The organism is Corynebacterium sp. MSK218 (genome assembly GCF_030232655.1).
GTDB lineage: Bacteria > Actinomycetota > Actinomycetes > Mycobacteriales > Mycobacteriaceae > Corynebacterium.
In genome coordinates, this window is record NZ_JASPGN010000003.1 from 65,198 (window position 1) to 83,718 (window position 18,521).

At 59.5% G+C, this 18,521-nt stretch carries 17 protein-coding genes; 13 read left to right on the forward strand and 4 right to left on the reverse strand.

Going from position 1 to position 18,521, the window contains the following annotated elements:
- Window position 1: 1 nt before the first annotated feature.
- From QP922_RS03215 to QP922_RS03230, 4 genes are all read right to left on the reverse strand, one after another.
- The gene (locus QP922_RS03215) at window positions 2-589 is read right to left on the reverse strand and encodes a hypothetical protein (protein WP_284807902.1); all 588 of its coding nucleotides are present in this window, start codon (window positions 587-589) and stop codon (window positions 2-4) included.
- The gene (locus QP922_RS03220) at window positions 586-1,089 is read right to left on the reverse strand and encodes a YbjN domain-containing protein (protein WP_284807903.1); all 504 of its coding nucleotides are present in this window, start codon (window positions 1,087-1,089) and stop codon (window positions 586-588) included. The genes QP922_RS03215 and QP922_RS03220 overlap by 4 nt, the downstream gene beginning before the upstream one ends.
- Window positions 1,082-1,597, reverse strand: a complete 516-nt coding sequence (locus QP922_RS03225) for a YbjN domain-containing protein (RefSeq protein WP_284807904.1) — start codon at window positions 1,595-1,597, stop codon at window positions 1,082-1,084. The genes QP922_RS03220 and QP922_RS03225 overlap by 8 nt, the downstream gene beginning before the upstream one ends.
- 87 nt (window positions 1,598-1,684) lie before the next feature.
- Window positions 1,685-3,031 carry a TIGR01777 family oxidoreductase gene (locus tag QP922_RS03230; RefSeq protein WP_284807905.1) on the reverse strand — a complete coding sequence of 449 codons (1,347 nt, stop codon included), beginning with the start codon at window positions 3,029-3,031 and terminating at the stop codon, window positions 1,685-1,687.
- 172 nt (window positions 3,032-3,203) lie between these two features.
- On the opposite strand from QP922_RS03230, the gene pyrR reads away from it, so the two are divergent.
- The 13 genes from pyrR (at window position 3,204) to def (ending at window position 18,489) form a co-directional block, all read left to right on the forward strand.
- On the forward strand, window positions 3,204-3,800 hold the full coding sequence (gene pyrR, locus QP922_RS03235; protein ID WP_284807906.1) for a bifunctional pyr operon transcriptional regulator/uracil phosphoribosyltransferase PyrR: 597 nt from the start codon (window positions 3,204-3,206) through the stop codon (window positions 3,798-3,800).
- A complete protein-coding gene (locus QP922_RS03240) occupies window positions 3,801-4,772 on the forward strand; it encodes an aspartate carbamoyltransferase catalytic subunit (protein ID WP_284807907.1) in 972 nt (323 codons plus the stop codon).
- An 18-nt stretch (window positions 4,773-4,790) separates the two neighbouring features.
- Window positions 4,791-6,152 (forward strand): dihydroorotase, encoded by a 1,362-nt coding sequence (locus tag QP922_RS03245; protein ID WP_284807908.1) that lies wholly within the window; start codon window positions 4,791-4,793, stop codon window positions 6,150-6,152.
- Between the two features lie 126 nt (window positions 6,153-6,278).
- Window positions 6,279-7,424: a glutamine-hydrolyzing carbamoyl-phosphate synthase small subunit gene (gene carA, locus QP922_RS03250; RefSeq protein ID WP_284808027.1), complete on the forward strand. Its 1,146-nt coding sequence runs from the start codon at window positions 6,279-6,281 to the stop codon at window positions 7,422-7,424.
- A 30-nt stretch (window positions 7,425-7,454) separates the two neighbouring features.
- On the forward strand, window positions 7,455-10,796 hold the full coding sequence (carB, locus tag QP922_RS03255; protein ID WP_284807909.1) for a carbamoyl-phosphate synthase large subunit: 3,342 nt from the start codon (window positions 7,455-7,457) through the stop codon (window positions 10,794-10,796).
- Entirely contained in the window at window positions 10,780-11,640 is an 861-nt protein-coding gene (pyrF, locus tag QP922_RS03260) for an orotidine-5'-phosphate decarboxylase (RefSeq protein WP_284807910.1), read from the forward strand. Before carB ends, pyrF begins: the two co-directional genes overlap by 17 nt.
- A gap of 259 nt (window positions 11,641-11,899) precedes the next feature.
- A complete protein-coding gene (mihF, locus tag QP922_RS03265; RefSeq protein ID WP_039675208.1) occupies window positions 11,900-12,220 on the forward strand; it encodes an integration host factor, actinobacterial type in 321 nt (106 codons plus the stop codon).
- 7 nt (window positions 12,221-12,227) lie between these two features.
- Window positions 12,228-12,797, forward strand: a complete 570-nt coding sequence (gene gmk, locus QP922_RS03270; protein WP_284807911.1) for a guanylate kinase — start codon at window positions 12,228-12,230, stop codon at window positions 12,795-12,797.
- A gap of 38 nt (window positions 12,798-12,835) precedes the next feature.
- Entirely contained in the window at window positions 12,836-13,138 is a 303-nt protein-coding gene (rpoZ, locus tag QP922_RS03275; RefSeq protein ID WP_039675212.1) for a DNA-directed RNA polymerase subunit omega, read from the forward strand.
- A gap of 110 nt (window positions 13,139-13,248) precedes the next feature.
- Window positions 13,249-14,490 (forward strand): bifunctional phosphopantothenoylcysteine decarboxylase/phosphopantothenate--cysteine ligase CoaBC, encoded by a 1,242-nt coding sequence (gene coaBC, locus QP922_RS03280; protein ID WP_284808028.1) that lies wholly within the window; start codon window positions 13,249-13,251, stop codon window positions 14,488-14,490.
- Between the two features lie 129 nt (window positions 14,491-14,619).
- Entirely contained in the window at window positions 14,620-15,843 is a 1,224-nt protein-coding gene (gene metK / locus QP922_RS03285) for a methionine adenosyltransferase (protein ID WP_284807912.1), read from the forward strand.
- Window positions 15,844-15,854: 11 nt separating this feature from the next.
- Window positions 15,855-17,888, forward strand: a complete 2,034-nt coding sequence (locus tag QP922_RS03290; protein ID WP_284807913.1) for a primosomal protein N' — start codon at window positions 15,855-15,857, stop codon at window positions 17,886-17,888.
- Between the two features lie 91 nt (window positions 17,889-17,979).
- On the forward strand, window positions 17,980-18,489 hold the full coding sequence (gene def, locus QP922_RS03295) for a peptide deformylase (protein ID WP_284807914.1): 510 nt from the start codon (window positions 17,980-17,982) through the stop codon (window positions 18,487-18,489).
- Window positions 18,490-18,521 lie beyond the last annotated feature (32 nt).

Here is an 18,521-nt window from a genome sequence, read left to right on the forward strand (position 1 = left end):
ATTAGTCCTCTGCTTCCTGTTCTTGCATGTCATTCAACGTCACTGCTTTCAACGGCGCTGCATTCCATGTCACTGCTTGTGGGAAATGCTCGGCCACGACTTCAAAAATCTCGGCGAAGCTCGCTAGGGAGCTGAGCAAGAAGTGACCGAGTTGGGCCAAAGACAGGCCTTCGCCCACAGCCATGGCGCGGTTGGCGCAGAACTGGATCTCTCCGCTATTTGGTTGCTCTTCAGCACCACCTGTGACGAGGTAGCTCAACGTTGGCGCAACGCTGGCCCAGTTGAGCTCAGCGACGGTGGCCGCAACGTCTTCTTCTGCGGACTCGGGAAGGGTACCTTCCCAGGTGGCGAAGGCGCTCAAGGTATCGCCTTCCTCATTGAGGTCACAGTGCACTGCAATATGAGGGATACCAGTCTGGAGTACGCGGTGGAGGCTGGCTTCCGCATCCTCGGCTTGAATATCCGCATCGGTATCCGCATCGCCAGTGGTGCGGGGAGCTTCGATGATGGCATAGTCGGCGTCGATAAGCTCGCACAGCTGCGCGAGCCGGTCGATGCTCACCGGTTCAATAGCGTGAAGGTCGGTCACTTCTCCGCGCCTTCAGGGTTGCCTTCGCCGGCCTGTGCTGCGGATTCGGAACCGAGCTTCGCCATCTCCTCAGCGGCAGCGACCATGGCGTTCTGGGCGTTGATGACGCCATCCACAGAGGCGCGCAGAGCTGAAGCGAGCTGCTCGTCATTCATGCCGGCGGCGCACGGAATATCAGACTCAGTGCGCACCAACAGCATGCCGTCGAAGTCAGTGATAACTGCGCTGGCGCCCATGGCCACCGAGTTAATCTGGTTGGCGGCCAAGAAAAGTCCGGCGTCTGCCTTGGCGTATTCGGCGTCGGTAGGCACGTCGCAACGCACAATGGCCACGCTGTCGAGCACAGCGAACATACACGGTAGCCCGTTGAGGTTGGCGGTGGCGGCATCGGTGCGGCCGGTGACCGGTTCGAGCTCAATGTCGAAGGTCTTCATCGCGGCGATGATGCGATCGAGGGTGACGTCGGGCAAGGCATGAGGATCTTGAGCCGGCTTAGTCATGGTTGTGCTCCTTCCAGGTCACAAGCTGCGGGTAGTGCTGTTCAATCCATTCGAAGGACTGCAGGATTGCATCCAAGGTGGACATCACGAAGGCGCCCAGCTGGTTGCGGGAAGCACCATGCGACGTGTTGAGCTCGCGGGCACCAGAAACCGCCAAGGCATTGTCAGGGGCCTCAAAGAAGCGGAACGTCGGTGTGAAGTGGTCCTGGTTCCACGAGTTGATGTGCATGAGCAGGTTCGGTGCCTCGGAGGAAGGTACCGAGCCACGCCAGACGGAGTCCACAATGAGTGAGGAGCCGACGAGCTGGAAGGCAATGGCCGCGTTGGAGAAACCCGTGCGCAGTAGCTTAACGGTGCCTTGATTCTCAGTCTGCTGCTCTTCCATGCGGTACTCCAAACCTTCGGACTCGAAGATTTCCGCAATACGCTCGAGCGTTACGTCCTCCACTGGGGTATCGGGCAGCAATACGCGCTCCTGCGCACCGCCCTGGTTAGTCGCGTCAGTCAATTCTTTGTCTCACTCACTTTGCTTGGTTTACAACCAAATTTTTCTTTACGCCCCGACCCTACCGGAGCCACGATGACCGGGTGCGGCCTAGGGGGTCTGGAAGAGCTCCTCGCCGCCGAGCTCGTGGGCCAGGGCCTGGTCTACCTCCCGGTAGCGGAAAACATGGCCCAATTCTTCCAGCTTGGCGGGAATAACTTTCTGGTTAGCCAGGGCCAATTCGCGGGCTCCTTCTTTGCCTAGGAGCAAGGCGGGGCCTAGGCTCGGGATGGGAATGACGGTGGGGCGATGCAGTTTGCGTCCCAAAGCATCGACATAGTCGCGATTCTGGACTGGGTTGGGGGAGACAGCGTTAATGGGTCCTTCCCACTGAGAGTCGAGAGCGGCGCGAACGTACATGTCCTGCAGATCATCCTGGGCCACCCAGCTGTACCAAATTTCACCTTTGCCAAACGCTCCACCAAGTCCGGTAGAAAACACTGCACGTAACAGGGGGAGCATGCCGCCATTTCCTGACTGCACAATGCCGGTGCGCATATTCACCAATCGCTTGCCGGCATCGCGCACTGGTGCGCAGGCGTTTTCCCATGCTTCGACGACATCAGCAAGAAAACCTTCACCGCGCTCAGAGTTCTCGGTAAGTTCTTCATCGCCGCGGTCAGGACCATAGAAACCAATGGCGGAGGCGCACACCATCGCGCGCACAGAATCCGTGGTGGCGGCAACGTGTGCGAGCAAGTGCGTTGGGCCCACGCGGGAATCCCGAATAGCGTCCTTATGAGAGGAGTTAAAACGCCCAAATATGGGTTCGCCGGCGAGGTGAATGAGGACGTCGACGCCCTCGAGGAGATCCTTGGCAGGAAGATTCGGGCGCCACAGACGCTCGCCAACCCCTGGGTTCGAGCGAACGAGCGGGATGACGGTGTGTCCCAGCGTGGTCAGCTGCGCGGACACTGCCTTTCCCACCGTGCCATGTGCGCCGGTAAGAGCCACCGTCAATGGCTTATCATTCAGCACACCCAAGCGCTGCTTGAAACGGAAATCCTCCACGAGCTGATGCTGGCGGTAGGCAAACATGGACTCAATAACTGCGGTGGGGATTCGGGTATCGACTTTGTCCGTAATGAGCGTGCCCTCTGGGTGATCTTCAAAGAGGTGCTCGTGGCGCCAATGAGCCAAGGCGCGGAACGGCGCGTTGATGCACACGTCCCGGAAGGATTTCTGTGGTTGATATCCAGCGAGGTCATGGCGCGCAACCCACTTCAGTCCGCCCGGCAGCCCGAGCACCGAGGTACCAGTGGCCAGGGATTGTGCTTGTTGGAGAGGAGTCATGAATCCAAACGGTGCGTTGAGCCTAGTCAGTGCTCCGGGGCGCTCGTGCCATTGCCACACCTCCTCGCGCGGTGCTGGAACAACGTGCTGGGTGGTGAAACTCACTGTGTAAAGACCTGCCTCACGGTGATTGGGGGTAAGAAAGCTCGGTGCGAGCCTTCAAAAGAGCAAGGGAAAAGTGCTATGGTTGGTGCTGGCTTTCAAGCATAGACAGTCTAAGTAACCCTTGTCCGACATCCTTTAAAGACCGCACTGTGAGGCGGGGAAGGAGGTCACGATGAGTGAAACCGACATTCACGCGGAGTCCAACGAGCTGCTGAGCTCGTCCGACGTCGCGCGTACCGTCGCACGCATCGCGCACCAGATCATTGAAAAAACTGCGCTTGATTCGAGTGATTCTCCTCGGGTCGTGCTCTTAGGCATTCCCTCTGGTGGCGTGCCGCTAGCACAGCGCCTTGCAGATAAAATCGAGGAATTCTCTGGGGTGGAGGTTCCCTGGGGTTCCCTTGACATCACCTTGTACCGCGATGACTTGTACTCGCGCCCGCATCGCGCGCTTAAGCCCACCACGGTGCCGGATGGCGGCATTAACGGCGCCACCGTCATTCTCGTGGATGATGTGCTCTATTCTGGCCGCACCATTCGTGCTGCGCTCGATGCTCTCGCCGATATTGGCCGCCCCGACATCATCCAGCTCGCCGTCCTCGTGGACCGCGGCCACCGCCAGGTTCCTATCCGCGCTGATTATGTGGGCAAGAACATCCCCACCGCGCGTGATGAGGATGTCACCGTCTACAACGCCGACATCGATGGCCGCGATGCCGTTGTGCTCACTCGTTCTACCGCATCGGCCGACCCCAGCAAGGAGGCCTAAATGAAACACCTCATTAATATCGCTGATTTAAGCGCTGCCGAAATTCTGGCGCTCATGGATGAGGCGGACCGCTTCCGCGAAGCGCTCAACGGCCGGGAAGTCAAGAAGCTTCCGACCCTGCGCGGTCGCACCGTTTTCACGTTGTTCTACGAGAACTCCACGCGTACGCGTTCCTCCTTCGAAACCGCCGGTAAATGGATGTCGGCTGACGTTATTAATCTCTCCGCGTCCAGCTCTTCGGTGAAGAAGGGCGAGTCTTTGAAGGACACCGGCTTGACACTGACCTCTATTGGCGCGGATGCCATCATTATCCGCCATCCTTCGTCGGGTGCGGCACAGCAGCTGGCCAGCTGGGTAGCCCCAGGAGGTCAGGGACCGAGTGTTATCAACGCCGGTGACGGGGCACACCAGCACCCAACGCAGGCGCTTCTCGACGCCACCACGATGCGCCAACGCCTAGGCCTTGACACCGAACGTTCCGGCTCTGGTACCGGCTTTGAAGGCCTCAAGGTCACCATTGTGGGTGACTGCCTGCATTCCCGCGTGGTGCGTTCCAATGTTGATTTGCTGACCACCCTGGGCGCTGACGTCACCCTGGTGGCGCCGCCCACCTTGCTGCCTTTCGGTGTGGAGAACTGGCCGGTACGGGTATCCCACGATTTCGATGCTGAGGTTCCTGGCTCAGATGTCGTCATGATGCTGCGTGTTCAGGCTGAGCGCATGAATGGCGGCTTCTTCCCTTCGCACCGTGAATACGCGACGCTATATGGCCTGTCCAAGGACCGTGCCGCAGCGATGAAGAAGGACGCCATCATCATGCACCCAGGCCCCATGGTCCGCGGTATGGAAATTAACTACGCCGTTGCAGACTTCGATAATTCGGCTGTGCTCCAGCAGGTCAACAACGGTGTTCACGTACGCATGGCTACCTTGTTCACTCTGCTTACCAATGGCGAGAACGCCGGAATCTAGACGAGGAGATACCTAGATATGACTACTTATCCTGACACCGGCGTGCTCTCCGCCCCAGCGGCAGGCACCCTGCTCATCACCAACGTGCGTCCTTACGGTGAGGGCGACCCCACCGACGTCCTCATCAAAGACGGCGTTATCGCGTCGATCGGTGCTGGGGCCGACGCGGTGGGTGCCGCGGGCGATGAGTCCGGCAACACGTCTCCAGACCGCACCATTGACGCCGGCGGCAACGTCCTGTTGCCGGGCCTGGTGGATATGCACGTTCACCTGCGCGAACCTGGCCGTGAAGATATTGAAACCATTGAGACCGGCTCCCGTGCCGCTGCCAAGGGTGGCTTCACGGCGGTATTCACCATGGCGAATACCATGCCCGTGACTGACCAGCCGATTATCGCCGAGTCTGTATGGGTAAAGTCCCAAAAGCTGGGCCTGTGCGATGTCCACCCGGTTGGCTCCATCACCAAGGGCCTCGAAGGCAAGACCCTTACGGAGTTCGGTATGATGGCCCGCTCTGACGCCAAGGTCCGTATGTTCTCCGATGACGGCAAGTGTGTTGAAGACCCACAGCTTATGCGCCGTGCGTTGGAATATGCCAAGGGCCTCGATGTCCTCTTGGCCCAGCATGCTGAGGATCACCGCATGACTGAAGGCGCCTGCGCCAACGAAGGCGAGGTCGCCGCACGTTTGGGCCTGCGTGGCTGGCCGCGCGTGGCTGAGGAGTCCATCGTGGCGCGCGATGCACTCCTTGCCCGTGACTACGGCAACCGTATGCACATCTGCCATGCCTCCACGAAGGGAACCGTCGAGCTTCTCAAGTGGGCAAAGGAGCAGGGCATCCCGCTGACCGCGGAAGTCACTCCGCATCATCTGCTTATGACGGATGACAAGCTCGTGTCCTACGACGGTGTCTTCCGCGTCAACCCGCCACTGCGCGAGGAGTCCGATACCGTAGCTCTTCGTCAGGCGTTGCTTGACGGGCTTATCGACGTCGTGGCTACCGACCACGCCCCGCACGGCAGCGAAGACAAGTGCGTGGAGTTTGAAAATGCCAAGCCCGGCATGTTGGGCTTGGAGTCCTCCCTGGCTGTCATCGCCAAGCTTTTTGTCGCGACCGGCTTGGCGGACTGGCGCTTCGTCGCCCGCGTCATGTCCGAGCGTCCGGCTGAAATTACCCGTCTGCCCGGTCACGGTCGCCCCATCGCCGAAGGCGAGCCGGCCAACCTCACCATTGTCGATCCAGAGCACCCGTGGGTCTCTGATTCCACGCGCTTGGCTTCGAAGTCGGAAAACAACCCCTACGAAGGCGAAGAGTTTGGCGCACGAGTCACACACACCATCCTGCGTGGATCGGTGACCTACGACCTCACCGCCGAATAATCGGGACAATAGAAAAATACACTACGAGCAACCAACGCTTTCTATTCGAAAGGCCACCACACCGTGACTTCCACAGAGACTTCAACTGCAACCTCGACCAGTGAGGCGCGCCCGAGCACGAAGCCCATTCCCGCCATCCTGGTTTTGGCTGATGGCCGTACCTTCCGTGGCTTCGGCTTTGGTGCTACCGGCACCACCCTGGGAGAGGCCGTGTTTACCACTGCCATGACCGGCTACCAGGAAACGATGACGGATCCGTCCTACCACCGTCAGATTGTGGTGACCTCCGCACCGCAGATTGGTAATACCGGCTGGAACGATGAGGACAACGAGTCCCACGGCAATCAAATCTGGGTCGCCGGTCTCGTGATTCGTGACCTCTCTCGCCGCGTCTCCAACTGGCGCGCGAAGCGTTCTTTGCCGGAGGAGATGGAGAAGCAGGGCATCATTGGCATTGGCGGTATCGATACCCGCACCTTGGTACGCCACCTCCGCAACCACGGCTCCATCAAGGCCGGTATCTTCTCCGGCGAGGCTGCTGAGAGGGATGTCGAGGAGCTCATTGCTGAGGTAAAGAACCAGCCGTCCATGGCCGGGCTTGACCTCTCTGAAGAGGTTTCCACCGACAAGCCGTACACGGTTGAGGCAGTCGGGGAGAAGCGCTTTACCGTCGTGGCCTATGACATGGGTGTTAAGACCGCGACGCCGAACAACTTTGCGCAGCGCGGCATTGAAACCGTCGTGGTACCCGCAAATACCCCGTTCGAGGAGATTAAGCAGTACAACCCCGATGGCGTCTTCGTTTCCAATGGCCCGGGCGACCCGGCAACTGCCGACGTCATGGTGGGCATTGTCCGCGACATCCTTGCAGCCGAGTACCCTTTCTTCGGTATCTGCTTCGGCAACCAGATTCTTGGCCGCGCGCTGGGCATGGACACCTACAAGCTGAAATTTGGCCACCGCGGCATCAACGTGCCTGTGCGTAACCAACTCACCGGCAAGATTGATATCACCTCCCAGAACCATGGCTTCGCTTTGGCTAGCCCGTCCGGTAAAGAAGACCCCGCCGGCGAGGAATTCGACACTGACTTCGGACCGGCCGTGGTGTCGCATACCTGTCTCAACGACAACACCATCGAAGGCGTTGCCCTCAAGAACGGCATGGCCTACTCCGTGCAATACCACCCTGAGTCCGCCGCTGGTCCACACGATGCCAACCCGCTTTTTGACCAGTTCGTCGAGCTCATGGCTGAGAAGTCTCCGAACAAGTAAAACGCAACCAGGAAGAGGAAGAAGAAACTTATGCCAAAGCGCAACGACATCAATCACGTCCTGGTTATCGGCTCCGGCCCGATTGTCATCGGCCAGGCTTGTGAGTTTGACTACTCCGGTACCCAGGCCTGCCGCGTGCTCAAGGAGGAAGGCCTGCGTGTGACGCTGGTTAACTCCAACCCGGCCACCATCATGACGGACCCAGAGTTCGCCGACCACACCTATGTCGAGCCCATCGAGCCCGAGTTCATTGAAAAAATCCTCCGTAAGGAAAAGGAGGAGGGCCACCCTATCGACGCTGTCCTGGCAACTCTTGGTGGCCAGACCGCTCTCAATGCCGCGGTGCAGTTGGACCGCTTGGGCATTCTGAAGAAGTACGGCATTGAGCTCATTGGAGCCGATATCGACGCGATCGAACGCGGTGAGGACCGTCAAAAGTTCAAGGACATCGTGGCCTCTATTGGCGGCGAGTCCGCTCGCTCTCGCGTGTGCCACTCCATGGAAGAGGTCCACGAGACTGTAGCGGAGCTCGGACTGCCGGTAGTCGTGCGCCCGTCCTTCACCATGGGTGGCTTGGGCTCCGGTCTTGCGTTTAATGAGGAGGACCTAGAGCGCATTGCTGGTGGCGGCTTGGCAGCGTCCCCGGAAGCCAACGTTCTTATCGAAGAGTCCATTCTGGGGTGGAAGGAATTCGAGCTTGAGCTTATGCGTGACGGCGACGATAACGTCGTGGTCATCGCTTCCATCGAGAACGTCGACGCACTCGGCGTCCATACTGGTGATTCCGTCACCGTGGCCCCGGCCCTGACCTTGACGGACCGCGAGTACCAGACGATGCGTGACCAGGGTATTGCGATTATCCGCGAGGTCGGCGTTGATACCGGCGGCTGCAACATCCAGTTTGCTGTCAACCCGGACGACGGCCGCATCATCACTATTGAGATGAACCCGCGTGTGTCTCGTTCCTCCGCGCTGGCCTCCAAGGCCACCGGATTCCCGATTGCGAAGCTGGCCGCCAAACTGGCCATCGGCTACACCCTTGATGAGGTTCGCAACGACATCACCGGCGTTACTCCGGCTGCCTTCGAACCGACGCTGGACTACGTCATTGTCAAGGCACCACGCTTTGCCTTCGAGAAGTTCCCAGGTGCCGATGACACCCTCACCACAACGATGAAGTCCGTAGGCGAGGCCATGGGCATTGGCCGCAACTACATCTCCGGTCTCAATAAGGTCATGCGCTCCCTGGAGGGCAAGCCTGCCGGATTCTGGACTCAGCCGGACGAGTACTTCGCCGGCGAGCGCGCTACTGACTTGGACGCTGTGCTCAAGGATCTGGAGCGCCCAACTGAGGGCCGCATGTACGACATCGAGCTAGCCTTCCGCCTCGGTGCTACCGTGGAACAGCTGCATGAGCACTCGAACGTTGACCCCTGGTTCCTCGCGGAGCTTGAGGCACTCGTTCAGTTCCGCACCGAACTTGTTGAGGCTCCTGTGCTCGATGCGGAGCTCCTGCGCCGCGCCAAGGTCTTCGGCCTGTCTGATGCCCAGATTGCTGCACTCCGCCCGGAGTTCGCCGGCGAAGACGGCGTGCGTTCCCTGCGTTGGTCCCTAGGAATTCGCCCGGTCTATAAGACCGTCGATACCTGTGCCGGTGAGTTCGAGGCTCAGACCCCGTACCACTACAGCACCTATGAGCTGAATCCTGATGCCGAGTCCGAGGTCCGCGAGAGCGCGGACGGTTCCAAGGGCAAGGTCATCATCTTGGGCTCCGGCCCCAACCGCATCGGTCAAGGCATTGAGTTTGACTACTCCTGCGTCCACGCTGCACTGGAGCTCTCCCGCGAGGGCTACGAGACCGTCATGGTCAACTGCAATCCGGAGACTGTGTCTACCGACTATGACACCGCCGATCGCCTGTATTTCGAGCCGCTGACCTTTGAGGACGTTATGGAGGTCTACCACGCAGAGGCACAGTCTGGCGAGGTTGCCGGTGTCATCGTTCAGCTCGGCGGTCAAACTCCGCTGGGTCTGGCTGAGCGCCTCACCGCTGCCGGTGTTCCGGTCGTCGGTACCTCGGCTGCAGCTATTGACTTGGCAGAAGACCGCGGTGAATTCGGCAAGGTTCTGGAGGAAGCAGAACTTCCAGCCCCAGCGTTTGGTACTGCAACCTCCTTCGACGAGGCTCGCCAGGTTGCCGCAGGCATCGGCTACCCAGTGCTTGTCCGCCCGTCTTATGTCTTGGGCGGCCGTGGTATGGAGATTGTCTATGACGAGGACTCCCTGCGTGACTACATTGAGCGCGCTACTGAAATCACCTCGGATCACCCGGTATTGGTGGACCGCTTCCTCGACAACGCTATTGAGATTGACGTCGATGCACTCTGTGATGGGGAGGAGGTCTACCTCGGCGGCGTCATGGAACACATTGAGGAAGCCGGTATTCACTCCGGTGACTCGTCGTGTGCTCTTCCGCCGATGACCCTTGGCCCCCAGGACATCGATAAGGTGCGTGAATCGACGCGCCGCCTTGCCCATGGAATCGGCGTCAAGGGCCTCATGAACGTTCAGTACGCGCTGAAGGACGATACCCTCTACGTCATCGAAGCCAATCCGCGTGCCTCTCGCACCGTGCCGTTCGTATCCAAGGCTACGGGCGTCCCACTGGCCAAGGCTGCTGCACGCGTCATGTTGGGCGCTTCCATTGCAGAGTTGCGTGAGGAAGGTATTATCCCGTCAAGTTACGATGGCGGCTCCCTTCCACTTGAGCACCCGATCGCAGTAAAGGAAGCGGTCCTACCGTTCAACCGCTTCCGTCGCCCGGACGGTCAGCTGCTGGATACGCTGCTCTCGCCTGAGATGAAATCCACTGGTGAGGTTATGGGCCTAGCCGATAACTTCGGCGCTGCCTACGCCAAGGGTGAGATGGCCGCCTTCGGCGAACTGCCAACGGAGGGAACGGTCTTCGTGTCCGTGGCCAACCGCGATAAGCGCACCCTCATCTTCCCAATTCAGCGCTTGGCCTACATGGGCTACACCATCGTGGCTACTGACGGTACAGCGCAGATGCTGCGCCGCAATGGCGTGGAATGCGAGGTTGCTACCAAGGTCTCTGAGGCCGAGGAAGGCCAGGAGTCCATCGTTGACGCCATACTTGGCGGCAAGGTTGACCTCATCCTTAATACGCCAGCCGGTTCCGCCGGCGCTCGCCATGATGGCTACGACATTCGTGCCGCTGCAGTGTCTGTCGGTGTGCCGCTCGTGACCACCGTTCAGGGAGTGACCGCTGCGGTACAGGGTATCGAGGCGCTGCGTCGGGGCGACCTAAAGGTCCGCGCACTCCAGGAGCTTGAGCATGCCCCTGCCAACTAACTCGCCGGTGACCTTCGGTGAAAGAGCTGTCACGGCCGGCCGCGAGCGGGGACGGCTGTGTGTCGGTATTGACCCGCACCCGCACCTGCTCGCAGCCTGGGGACTGTCTGCCGACGTAGACGGTCTTCGTACCTTCACCATGACCTGTGTAGAAGCGTTCGTTGGCACCGCAGCCATGGTGAAACCACAAGTCGCTTTCTTCGAGCGCTATGGCTCACAGGGCTTCGCCGTGCTGGAGGAAGCTCTGGCGGCTTTGCGTGAGAATGATTGCCTCAGCCTTGCCGACGCCAAGCGTGGAGATATTGGCTCCACCATGGCTGGTTATGCCGAGGCGTGGCTGGGGGAGAACTCCCCGTTGCGGGCAGATGCAGTAACTGTGTCGCCCTACCTCGGCGTTGGCGCACTCAGCCCAGTTTTCGACATGGCTGAGGACACCGGGCGAGGAGTGTTTGTTCTGGCGGCAACGTCTAACCCGGAGGCGAAAGCCCTGCAATCACTCACCGTAGACGGTCGAAGTGTAGCCCAGCGAGTCGTGGACGAACTGGCAGAACGTAATGCAGCTGTGGGAGCTCAAGCGGACGGTAACAAGTCCATGGTGGGTGCTTTGGGCGTGGTTGTTGGCGCAACACTCGACACACCGCCGAAGTTAGACCAATTAAATGGACCGGTGCTTCTGCCGGGCGTTGGTGCCCAAGGCGCCACGCCTGCTGATGTCCGTGCGCTGACTAAATCAGCACCGGAGTTGGGGTTTGCCAATGTGTCGCGCGCAATTCTTTCGCGTGGACCCAAGGTCGCTGACCTGCGAAAAGCAGTCATTGAAACGGCGGCGGAGTTCCGGGATTAGGTCAACGGCGTGCCCAATTAACGAGCACGCCGTTTACCTGGTACTTTGTTTAGGGCATGTGCGTTGACGTGCAGGAACCTTTAAAAGAAGGGGACCGGGTTGCGTCATCGCGTACAGACCAGTGCTAGGATTGCCAGAAGTCGGTTCGTGGAGGGAGTAAAAGCTCCCTCCCGCTGGGGAAACCTTCTCCCAGAGGACCGAGATTCTGGTGCCAAGCATCAGACGACAATGTTCACACTAATGAAATCGGAGGAAACCCGTGGCCCTTCCCAAGTTGACTGATGAGCAGCGCAAGGAAGCTCTCGCAAAGGCCGCTGAGGCCCGCAAGGCTCGTGCTGAGCTCAAGGCTGCGCTGAAGCGTGGCGAGACCAACCTGCAGGATGTTCTGGAGAAGGCTGAGACCGATGAGATCATCGGCAAGACCAAGGTCTCCGCTCTCCTCGAGGCGCTGCCGAAGGTGGGCAAGGTCAAGGCTAAGGAAATCATGGAGGACCTGGAGATTGCTCAGACCCGCCGCCTGCGTGGCCTGGGTGACCGTCAGCGTCGCGCTCTGCTCGAGCGTTTCGGCTACGGCGAGTAAATACGCAATGGCTGACGAAACTGCACGCGGACGCTTGGTCGTATTGGCCGGGCCGTCTGCAGTGGGCAAGTCCACTGTGGTTTCGCGCCTGCGCGACGATGTCGACAACCTCTACTTCAGCGTCTCTATGACGACGCGCCAACCCCGTCCTGGCGAGACCGACGGGGTTGACTATTTCTTCGTCACCCCGGAGGTCTTCCAGGAACGTATCGACGCCGGCGAGATGCTCGAATGGGCAGAAATTCACGGTGGTCTGCAGCGTTCCGGTACGCCGGCACAGCCGGTTCAGGAAGCTTTGCAGGCTTGCCGCCCGGTGTTGGTGGAGGTTGATCTTGCAGGCGCCCGCAACGTCAAGGCGGCGATGCCGGAGGCAGAAACCGTGTTTCTTGCCCCGCCATCATGGGATGTTCTCGTAGAGCGCCTCACTGGGCGTGGAACGGAACCCCAAGATGTCATCGACCGCAGACTGCAGACAGCAGAGACGGAGCTTGCCGCGCAAAAGGAGTTCGACCACGTCGTAGTCAATAATGAACTCGATGAGGCCGTAGCTGCTATTAGTGCTATCCTGCGTGGATAGACCAAGATTTTGACCATCTACCAACAGTAAAGGTGCATGTGACCAACGTGACCACACCTGCTAATTCTGAGGCCGTAAAGCCTGAGCCAGTATTCGATCCGCCGACGGGTATTACTGACCCGCCGATTGATGAGCTGCTTGATAAGGTCTCTTCCAAGTACGCCCTGGTGATCTTTGCCGCTAAGCGCGCGCGTCAGATCAACAGCTACTACCAGGAACAAGACGAAGGCGTTTTCGAGTTCGTCGGACCGCTGGTGACCCCGGAGCCGGGTGAAAAGCCTCTGTCCATCGCCCTGCGCGAGATCGAGGCAGGTCTCCTCGACCACGAGGAAGGCAACTAAGCTCTACTAGTCTTCGATACCCACCTAGTGCATCGCGTGAGGTGCCTGGGTGGGTTTCGTGCGTCTTGGGTAACATCGTCCGGGTGAAGGACGTACAGGAAACCCCAGACATGACTAGTTCCCGCCGTCGCATCCTCGTCGGTGTGGCCGGAGGTATCGCCGCATACAAAGCGTGCCACCTTATCCGTGACTTCAAGGAGCGCGGCGACGACGTGCGCGTGGTGCCCACCGAAGCGGCGCTCAATTTTGTCGGTGCGGCCACCTTCGAGGCTCTATCTGGCAACCCGGTGTCGACGACGGTCTTTGACGCGGTGGATGAAGTCCAGCATGTGGCTCTGGGCCAGCAGGCAGACGCTGTCGTTATTGCGCCCGCAACGGCGGACCTCATCGCGCGGCTTGCCTGCGGTCGTGCCGATGACCTGCTCACTGCTTCTGTGCTGGTGGCGACTTGCCCGGTCATCGTGGCCCCCGCGATGCATACGGAGATGTGGTTGAATCCGGCTACCCAAGACAACGTGGCAACGCTCCGCCGCCGCGGTATCACCGTTATGGAACCCGCCCATGGACGCCTGACAGGTAAGGACACTGGTGCTGGACGGCTACCTGAACCGAGCCAGATCGCGGAGTTCGCACGGACCGTCATTGAGGGTCACGAGGTTCCCTTCGACTGGAAGGGCCGCAAGGTTGTTGTTTCGGCTGGAGGCACCCAGGAAAATCTTGACCCAGTTCGTTACCTTGGTAACCGCTCCTCGGGCCGTCAAGGCTTTGCACTTGCGGAAATCGCTGCCCAGCGCGGAGCCGAAGTCACTATCGTGGCCGGTGATACTGAGGACCTTCCAGTGCCTTCAGGCGCCGAGGTTGTACGGGTAACCTCAACGCGCGATATGGAGTCCGCCATGAACGAGCACGCCGCAGATGCCGATATTGTCATCATGGCGGCTGCAGTAGCGGATTATCGCCCAGCACGCGTGGCCGATTCCAAGATGAAGAAAGGCGCCGCAGACGAGGACTTGGCCCGCCTTGAGTTGGTGGAAAATCCGGACATCCTCAAAGGGCTCGTGGAGCGGCGCAACAGTGGAGAACTTAACAAAGATGCCGTCATCGTGGGCTTTGCCGCAGAGACTGGCGATGACAACACGAGCGTACTCGAGTACGCCCAGCAAAAGTTTGAAAGGAAAGGCTGCGATGTCCTTATGGCCAATGAAGTGGGAGAGGGCAAGGTCTTTGGGCAATCGACCAGCGCGGGTTGGATTCTTCGACGTGGTGTGGAACCAGTAGTGGTAGAGCACGGCAGCAAGCAGGCAGTAGCGGCGCAAATTCTTGATGCCGTGAATGAAATGCTTCCGATGTAGCACTCGTTCTTGCAGCTGTAGACCGCTTGGTCTACGATGGGCTGGTGTTAACGCGCCGCTTTTTAGGTTGAGTTTTTGTATCAGCTTTCTCTGTCCCCACGGCGCGCGGAACTAGCTTAAGGACAATGTGTGACTGAATCAGCTACTCAGGCAGTACGCCTCTTCACCAGCGAATCCGTGACAGAAGGTCACCCAGATAAGATTTGTGATGCGATCTCGGACGCCATTCTTGACGCCCTTCTGGAGGTCGACCCCGATGCCCACGTTGCCGTCGAAACGATGGTGACCACGGGCCAGGTCCACGTCGTGGGCGAGGTCCGCACCTCTGGCTATGTCGAAATCCCGCAGATTGTTCGCAAGACTCTCGTGGACATCGGCTTTACCTCATCTGACGTTGGCTTCGATGGCCGCACCTGCGGTGTCAACGTTGCCATTGGTGAGCAGTCTCAGGAGATTGGCGCCGGTGTGGACGCTTCCACCGAAGTGCGCTCCGGTGACTATGAGGATGATGACCAGTACGGCGCCGGCGACCAAGGCCTCATGTTTGGCTACGCCACTAATGAGACGCCCGAATTTATGCCGCTCCCGATTTCCACGGCTCACCGTCTATCCCGCCGCCTGACCCAAGTGCGTAAGGAAGGAATTGTCCCTTCCCTGCGCCCCGATGGGAAGACTCAGGTGACCTTCGCCTACGACGAAGATGATGTTCCTACCCGCCTAGAAACCATCGTTATCTCCACCCAGCATGACCCGGACGTCACGCAGGAATGGCTCGCCGAGCAGCTGCGTACGCACGTGGTGGAATGGGTTGTTAATGATGCCGAGTTGGGCAAGTACTACACCGACGAGACTGAATTGCTCATCAACCCGTCTGGTTCTTTCATCCTGGGTGGCCCCATGGGTGATGCCGGACTGACCGGCCGCAAGATCATCGTTGATACCTATGGCGGCATGGCCCGCCACGGCGGTGGCGCCTTCTCCGGCAAGGACCCGAGCAAGGTGGACCGTTCTGCTGCCTACGCAATGCGCTGGGTGGCCAAGAACATCGTGGCTGCCGGTCTCGCTGACCGCGCCGAAGTTCAAGTGGCCTACGCTATTGGTCGTGCTAAGCCGGTGGGCCTGTACGTAGAGACTTTTGGCACCGCGAAGAACGGGCTGACCGACGGTACTATTCAGGCCGCTGTCAACAAGGTTTTTGACCTGCGCCCGGCAGCCATCATCCGCGATTTGGACCTTCTGCGCCCGCTGTACAGCAAGACTGCCGCCTACGGCCACTTCGGCCGTACCGACGTCGACCTGCCGTGGGAGGACACCTCCCGAGCTGAGGATCTACGCCGCGCCGCAGGCCTGTAGAATCGGGCGCTATGCCCAAGAAGACACCCGCCGCCCATCAACCGGTCGCGCGGGTGTTGCCTTTGTTAGGGGTGGCACACCTGGACCGCGCCTTTGACTACCTCATTGATGAGGCTGATTCAGAGGCAGCGCAGCCAGGAGTACGTGTGCGCATCCGCTTCAACGGCCGGCTTGTCGACGCCATCCTGCTTGCACGCGGCAGTGACTCAGAATTTGAAGGCTCTCTGCGCTACATTGACCGCGTCATTTCGCCGTACGCGGTCTACACGCCTGTTATTTCTGCATTGGTGGAAGCGCTGGCAGCACGGTACGGCGGCGTGCGTTCCGACATCATCCGCACGGCTATTCCCGCGCGTCATGCGAAGGCAGAAGAAGCCGATCTTGATACTCCATGGGAAGAGTTAGGCAGCACTGAGCATCCAGATCTTTCCGCGTGGTCACGGTATGAACATGGTGAGTCTTTCGTCGATTCCGTTCTAGCAGGGCACATCGCTCGTGCGGCCTGGCAAATAGCGCCAGGAACAGACTGGGCTGAGGCACTCGCAGCTCTCGGCACGAGCGTGGCGCTCACGGGCGGGGGCGTGCTCATGGTTGTACCCGATCAGCGCGACCTTGACCGGCTGGAAAAGGCTTTTCGCCAGTATGTCTCCGCGAAACAGATCACTGTCCTTGCTCATAGCACTGGACCCCAGGCGCGTTACCGGCGCTATCTTTCAGCGCTGACGGGTCAATCCCGCATTGTCATTGGAACGCGTTCAGCGGCTTTCGCCCCCGTCAAAGATATGCAGCTCGCGGTCATTCTCAACGATGGCGACGATAACCTCGTGGACAACCTCAAACCCTATGTTCATGCTCGTGAGGTGCTCAGTACGCGTTCAGTACACGAAGGATGCAGCCTGATTCTAGCTGGCCATTCGCGCACCGCTGAGGCTCAGCTTTTGGTGGAATCCGGGTGGGCACACAACCTCGCGCCCACGCAGGAGGCACTTAGAGCAACGCGCCCTGACATCATCCCGGTGGGTGCCTTCGGCGTCAACTTCACCCGGCACATGCAGGGAGGAACAACGTCGGTCTCAGGGCCAGCTTTCCACGCCACTCGAGCAGCCCTCGACCGAGGCGAACCAGTCCTCGTTCAGGTACCGCGCAAAGGTTACGCACCTATCCTTGCGTGTGGTCAGTGCTACTCCCCGGCGCGCTGCCGGCACTGCAATGGCCCTTTGGGCCTTCCCTCCACAGGAGGTAGCGATACGCAGTCGGCCTCTTTGCCAACCTGCCGCTGGTGTGGGCGAGTGGATACGCACTATCGCTGTTCCGAGTGCGGCTCACCGCGCCTGCGCGCGATCGTGTTGGGTTCCGAGCGCACCGCGGAAGAGCTGGGGCGCGCCTTCCCCCAAACACGTGTTATTCAGTCGGGCGGTTCAAAGGTGATTGATGAGATCCCACAGGGCCCAGCTCTCGTGATTTCCACTCCCGGCGCGGAACCACGTGTGGCAGACAATGGCCACTATGGTGCCGCATTGCTTGTAGAAACCGGTGCGCTGTTGGGCCGCCAAGATTTGCGCGCAACGGAAGATACCTTGGCTAAGTGGGCTGTTGCGGCTACACTCGTCTGCCCAGCGGAAGCTGGTGGTGTGGTCATTGTGGCCGCTGATGAACAGCTACCCCTGGTGGGTTTCTTCATGAACTGGGATATGGTGGGCGCTGCTGGCGCGGAGTTGCAAGCACGTCGGGAGGTGCGTTTCCCGCCCGCAGTGCACATGGCGGCAATCGACGGTGCCGATGCCTCCTTGGATTCCTTCCTCGAGCTCGTAGAGCTCCCGGAACATGCAGAACTGCTCGGTCCTGTGCCTTTGCCGCCTGGTGTGAGCCTGCCGGGCGACTATGACCGCGAGCGCGGCGGTGAGCCTCAACGACTTTTGGTGCGCACTCCATTAGGGCCACGCGCGGAACTTGGTATGGCGTTGCGTACCGCGAACGCGGTGCGCAGTGCGCGCAAAGACGTGTTGCCGCTACGTATCGCCGTCGATCCCATCAACATCGGTTAGCCGGCACGCGCGAGGGGTACCTTGTGGGCGCGGACGGTGCGCGGTGAACTATTGTCGGTCAAGAACGTCCCAACGACGAGGAGTACTCACCATGACTGTGCGCGAGGTTCGCTTATATGGCGATCCTGTCCTGAATACCCGTGCCGAGGAGATTGCTGAGTTCGGTCCATCCCTCGAGCGCCTCGCTCAAGACATGCTCGAGACAATGGAGGATGCCGGTGGAGTGGGCCTTGCAGCTAACCAGATAGGCCTGACCAAGCGCATCTTTGTCTTTGACTGCTCGCACTATCAAGATGGGCTTCGTGGAGCCATCATTAACCCAGAATGGGAAGCCATAGGGGATAAGACCCAACTGGGAACCGAGGGCTGTTTGTCCATCCCGGGCATCTCGCTGCCAACTGAACGCTTCAACACGGTCCGAGTGAGTGGTTTCGATACGTCAGGACGGCCACTCGCTATGGTGGCGTCAGGCCTTATGGCGCGGTGCATTCAGCACGAGACCGACCACCTTGATGGAGTGCTCTTTCTACAGCGCCTGAGCACTGAGCTGCGGAAGGAATCTATGAAGGCCATCCGAGAATCAGATTGGTTTAACGCTTAATCCATAACCGCATTCGCGAACTCCCATACGGA

Excerpts from the sequence above, each read along its gene's own strand:
- QP922_RS03240 (WP_284807907.1), top strand. The coding sequence starts at position 3,801 with ATGAAACACCTCATTAATATCGCTGATTTAAGCGCTGCCGAAATTCTG.
- QP922_RS03290 (WP_284807913.1), top strand. The coding sequence starts at position 15,855 with ATGCCCAAGAAGACACCCGCCGCCCATCAACCGGTCGCGCGGGTGTTG.
- QP922_RS03220 (WP_284807903.1), bottom strand. The coding sequence starts at position 1,089 with ATGACTAAGCCGGCTCAAGATCCTCATGCCTTGCCCGACGTCACCCTC.
- def (WP_284807914.1), top strand. The coding sequence starts at position 17,980 with ATGACTGTGCGCGAGGTTCGCTTATATGGCGATCCTGTCCTGAATACC.
- gmk (WP_284807911.1), top strand. The coding sequence starts at position 12,228 with ATGGCTGACGAAACTGCACGCGGACGCTTGGTCGTATTGGCCGGGCCG.
- pyrR (WP_284807906.1), top strand. The coding sequence starts at position 3,204 with ATGAGTGAAACCGACATTCACGCGGAGTCCAACGAGCTGCTGAGCTCG.
- coaBC (WP_284808028.1), top strand. The coding sequence starts at position 13,249 with ATGACTAGTTCCCGCCGTCGCATCCTCGTCGGTGTGGCCGGAGGTATC.
- pyrF (WP_284807910.1), top strand. The coding sequence starts at position 10,780 with ATGCCCCTGCCAACTAACTCGCCGGTGACCTTCGGTGAAAGAGCTGTC.
- carB (WP_284807909.1), top strand. The coding sequence starts at position 7,455 with ATGCCAAAGCGCAACGACATCAATCACGTCCTGGTTATCGGCTCCGGC.
- QP922_RS03245 (WP_284807908.1), top strand. The coding sequence starts at position 4,791 with ATGACTACTTATCCTGACACCGGCGTGCTCTCCGCCCCAGCGGCAGGC.